This is a genomic window from Lawsonella sp. (assembly GCF_011525565.1).
Lineage (GTDB): Bacteria > Actinomycetota > Actinomycetes > Mycobacteriales > Mycobacteriaceae > Lawsonella > Lawsonella clevelandensis_A.
Genome location: NZ_WVRS01000022.1, coordinates 1 through 3,753, shown reverse-complemented (window position 1 = coordinate 3,753; position 3,753 = coordinate 1). Strand labels below are relative to the sequence as shown.

Genomic DNA, 3,753 nt, shown 5'->3' with positions numbered 1-3,753 from the left:
TCGTTGAATAAATAGCTACATAACGCTGTCATCTGCATAATCAGGGGAGGGTTTACCTTCTACGAATGAGAGCGCGCTCCGCAGGTCTACATCTTGATCGATAAAAGGAGTTATATGTCTAATAAGTGGGAAATGCTTGGTCAGCTACAAGAACAGTCAACTCGGCTGCGTAAAGTAGAGAAACAATTAGACAAGCTACAGAGCGAGCGCTACCAACTGGTGCAGTCTGCACACGGTAAAGGTGTTCGAATTTCTGAGATCTGTGAAGCAACCGGACTTTCTCGTCCTGGTGTCTACCGTATTCTGAGCCTTGAAGAGGCGCTCCTTTCATAGCTCATTAACGGTCAGTAGACCCGTAAATTTATGTCCTCAACCTTTTCTTAAGGCTGAGGACATAAATTTATGTAGGGTTTTAGGGTTTACAAAGCTTTCGCGTAAAGCATTGCACGAAGTGCTATATAAGCGCCCCCAGAAGGATTCGAACCCTCGACCAATCGGGTAGAAGCCGACTGCTCTGTCCACTGAGCTATGGAGGCATCATCCCCAGTGTAGTGCCACTGTGGAAAAGTACCGAACTAGCCTGTTTCTCACGGTTTCCTCCGTTTGTTATGTGCCACTCTAGTGTCATTCATTCGGCGATTCGTTACAGAAGGATTGCTGTATACACAAGGAAAGGCACTAACAATGTCCAATTACATAACGTTGATGGGAAATCTGGCCAGTGATCCGCAGCTTCGGCATGCGGCAGAGCGTACTGTGGCGTCATTCCGTTTGGCGTCGAACCATCGCTATTTCGATTCTGCTAGCCAGAGTTGGAAGGGCAATGAGGCATTGTTTATAGAAACAGTGTGCTGGGGGAATTTGGGGGAGAATGTTGCGGCAACTCTTCATAAGGGTGATCCGGTTATTGTGACGGGGCGTCTGGTGTCTGATGAGTTTATTCCGCAGGGTGAAGAAAGAAGCGTCACCGTTATAAAACTGACTGCTACTACCGTTGGTAAGGATCTCCGCTATTGTGGTCGTTCAGCAGGCATGTCTGTTCCTGAGGGGGCGGGAGAGACGGTAGACTAGGCACGTCAGATACCCCAGTAGAAGAGGTTGAGTCGTGTCAGAGTTCGTCTACACCATGCGTAATGTGCGAAAGGCTTTTGGTGAGAAAGTCATTTTGGATGATGTCACCATGTCCTTCTATCACGGTGCGAAAATTGGTGTTGTCGGCCCGAACGGTGCCGGTAAATCTAGCATTTTGAAGATTATGGCCGGGATTGATCAACCCTCTAATGGTGAGGCATTTGCCGATCCGGAGGCCAGTGTGGGCATCCTCATGCAGGAGCCGCAGTTGGATGAGTCGAAGACCGTCCGTGAAAACGTTGAAGACGGTCTTGGCGACGTTATGCAAAACCTTAAGCGGTATAACGAAATTGCCGAGAAGATGGCCACTGATTACTCCGATGAGTTAATGGAGGAAATGGGCGTCCTGCAGGAGAAGCTTGATCATGCCGACGCGTGGGAGTTCGATTCCCGCATTGACCAGGCTATGGACGCTCTCCGCTGCCCCCCGGGAGATTCCCCCGTTACGAAGCTTTCCGGTGGTGAAAAACGCCGTGTAGCGTTGTGTCGTCTCCTTCTCCAGGCTCCGGATCTTCTATTGCTTGATGAGCCCACTAACCACCTTGATGCGGAATCAGTTGCCTGGCTGGAGAAATTCCTCCAGGACTATAAGGGCGCTGTGCTCTGCATTACCCACGACCGCTACTTCCTTGACCACATTGCTGAGTGGATCTGTGAAGTTGACCGCGGACACCTTTACCCCTACCAGGGCAATTACTCCACCTATCTGGAGAAGAAGGCCGAGCGTTTGGAAGTCGCCGGGCGTAAAGACGCGAAGTTGCAGAAGCGTTTGAAGGAAGAACTGGCGTGGGTTCGTTCCGGTGCGAAAGCTCGCCAGGCGAAGTCCAAGGCTCGTCTGCAGCGTTATGAGGAAATGGCGGCAGAGGCAGAGCAGTACAAGAAGCTCGATTTTGAAGAGATTCAAATTCCTACCCCGCCACGACTAGGCAATGTTGTGGTGGAGGTTGACCACCTGACAAAGGGATTCAACGGACGAACTCTTATTAAGGATCTGTCGTTTACCCTGCCGCGTAACGGAATTGTTGGTGTTATCGGCCCCAATGGTGTCGGTAAAACCACTCTCTTTAAAACTATTGTGGGACTAGAGAAACCAGATTCTGGAACAGTACGTGTGGGAGAGACAGTAAAACTTTCGTACGTTGACCAGAACCGCGAGAATATTGATCCGAACAAAACTGTGTGGGAAGTTGTCTCGGAAGGCCTCGACTACATTGTTGTAGGACAGAATGAGATGCCATCACGGGCATACATTTCCGCATTCGGATTCAAAGGCCCAGACCAGCAGAAGAAAGCGGGAGTCCTCTCCGGCGGTGAACGCAACCGCCTCAACCTTGCGCTCACCCTTAAAGTTGGCGGTAACCTCATCCTCCTGGACGAGCCCACTAACGACCTCGATGTAGAAACCCTCTCATCGCTCGAAAACGCTTTGACGAAATTCCCCGGCTGCGCCGTCGTCATTTCCCACGATCGCTGGTTCCTGGACCGCACCTGTACCCACATTCTCGCCTGGGAAGGCAATGTGGCAGAAGGGCAATGGTTCTGGTTCGAAGGAAACTTCGAGGGCTACGAAGCAAACAAGATTGAGCGTTTGGGGGAGGAAGCAGCCCGGCCGCATTCCGTCACCCACCGTAAACTCACCCGCGACTAAGACTGGCGTATCGAGAGATATCCACGGATCCTTCTCGGAAAGGAGTACATCATGTCGAATAGGGCAGGAAACTACTCGTGCGAGCTTGAACTTCGGTGGAGTGACTTCGACCAATCCGGTGAAGCCACGGATATCACCTACATTGAATTAGCCCGCGAGGCGCGTCTCCGATTCGTGAAGGATACGTGGATCCGGCGGGGCTTCACCGCCCCACCGATGGTGGTACGGCATCTTGAAGTGGACTATTTGAAGCCACTCCTTATTGGAATGGAAACAGTGACGGTAGATCTCACCGTGCAGGTCGTCACGTCGCATAGTTACACTTTGCGGCACGAGCTCAGGGACAATAGGGGGGATATTCTGGCGGTAGTCGATTGTGTCCTTGTCCCATTCGATTGTGAAGCGCGTCGACAGGTGGAATTAGAGCCGGCTATTCGGCTTATGCTCACTGAATACCAAGCAAGCGCTAAAGCAGACACTGCTGGTGATCAGTGACCTCCTCCACCGCCATAAATCCCATATTGACGTGGGATAATCGTACAGATCTTATTATCGCTGGGCATACTCATTACCACGCTGTCGCACCGGCAGAACTTATTAAAGGATGTCCCCTCACCCTAAGCGAGCTCCACGATGACCCCCATAGTGAGTCTCCTCGTGAGCATCGTGGTGAACAGAGGATAGTCTCTGAGCTTTTTAGTGAGAAGAATGCTGCACCAGATCTGGTGATCTGTGGTGATGCATACGACGCTATAGAACAGCTCGTTACGGTGGACGGACTACCTGCACCGCAACTGGTCTATATTGATCCGCCCTACAACACCGGCACCATTTTCACTGACTACAACGACGGCCTTGACCACCATCTGTGGTTGGGAATGATGCACACACGTCTCAATGCCTTGCATGAGATGCTTGCCCCCACGGGAAGTATATGGGTTCATCTAGATGATTCAGAGATGCCGTATGCGCGC

At 51.3% G+C, this 3,753-nt stretch carries 5 protein-coding genes and 1 tRNA gene; 5 read left to right on the top strand and 1 reads right to left on the bottom strand.

Features of this window, described 5'->3' with window-relative positions:
- Nucleotides 1–114 precede the first annotated feature (114 nt).
- Complete coding sequence (locus QZV76_RS07350) at nt 115–333, top strand: helix-turn-helix domain-containing protein (RefSeq protein ID WP_290599372.1); 219 nt, start codon at nt 115–117, stop codon at nt 331–333.
- Between the two features lie 130 nt (nt 334–463).
- Here the strand turns inward: QZV76_RS07350 and QZV76_RS07345 are convergent.
- A tRNA-Arg gene (locus QZV76_RS07345) sits at nt 464–536 on the bottom strand.
- Between the two features lie 148 nt (nt 537–684).
- Here QZV76_RS07345 and ssb point away from each other — a divergent pair.
- The 4 genes from ssb to QZV76_RS07325 form a co-directional block, all read left to right on the top strand.
- On the top strand, nt 685–1,071 hold the full coding sequence (gene ssb / locus QZV76_RS07340; protein ID WP_290599370.1) for a single-stranded DNA-binding protein: 387 nt from the start codon (nt 685–687) through the stop codon (nt 1,069–1,071).
- 34 nt (nt 1,072–1,105) lie between these two features.
- Nucleotides 1,106–2,779, top strand: a complete 1,674-nt coding sequence (gene ettA / locus QZV76_RS07335) for an energy-dependent translational throttle protein EttA (protein ID WP_290599369.1) — start codon at nt 1,106–1,108, stop codon at nt 2,777–2,779.
- Between the two features lie 51 nt (nt 2,780–2,830).
- On the top strand, nt 2,831–3,274 hold the full coding sequence (locus tag QZV76_RS07330) for a thioesterase family protein (RefSeq protein ID WP_290599367.1): 444 nt from the start codon (nt 2,831–2,833) through the stop codon (nt 3,272–3,274).
- Nucleotides 3,271–3,753 (top strand): DNA methyltransferase (locus tag QZV76_RS07325; protein ID WP_290599366.1); only part of this gene is annotated, 483 nt, incomplete at its 3' end. The genes QZV76_RS07330 and QZV76_RS07325, both read left to right, overlap by 4 nt.

Excerpts from the sequence above, each read along its gene's own strand:
- ssb (WP_290599370.1), top strand. The coding sequence starts at position 685 with ATGTCCAATTACATAACGTTGATGGGAAATCTGGCCAGTGATCCGCAG.
- QZV76_RS07330 (WP_290599367.1), top strand. The coding sequence starts at position 2,831 with ATGTCGAATAGGGCAGGAAACTACTCGTGCGAGCTTGAACTTCGGTGG.
- QZV76_RS07350 (WP_290599372.1), top strand. The coding sequence starts at position 115 with ATGTCTAATAAGTGGGAAATGCTTGGTCAGCTACAAGAACAGTCAACT.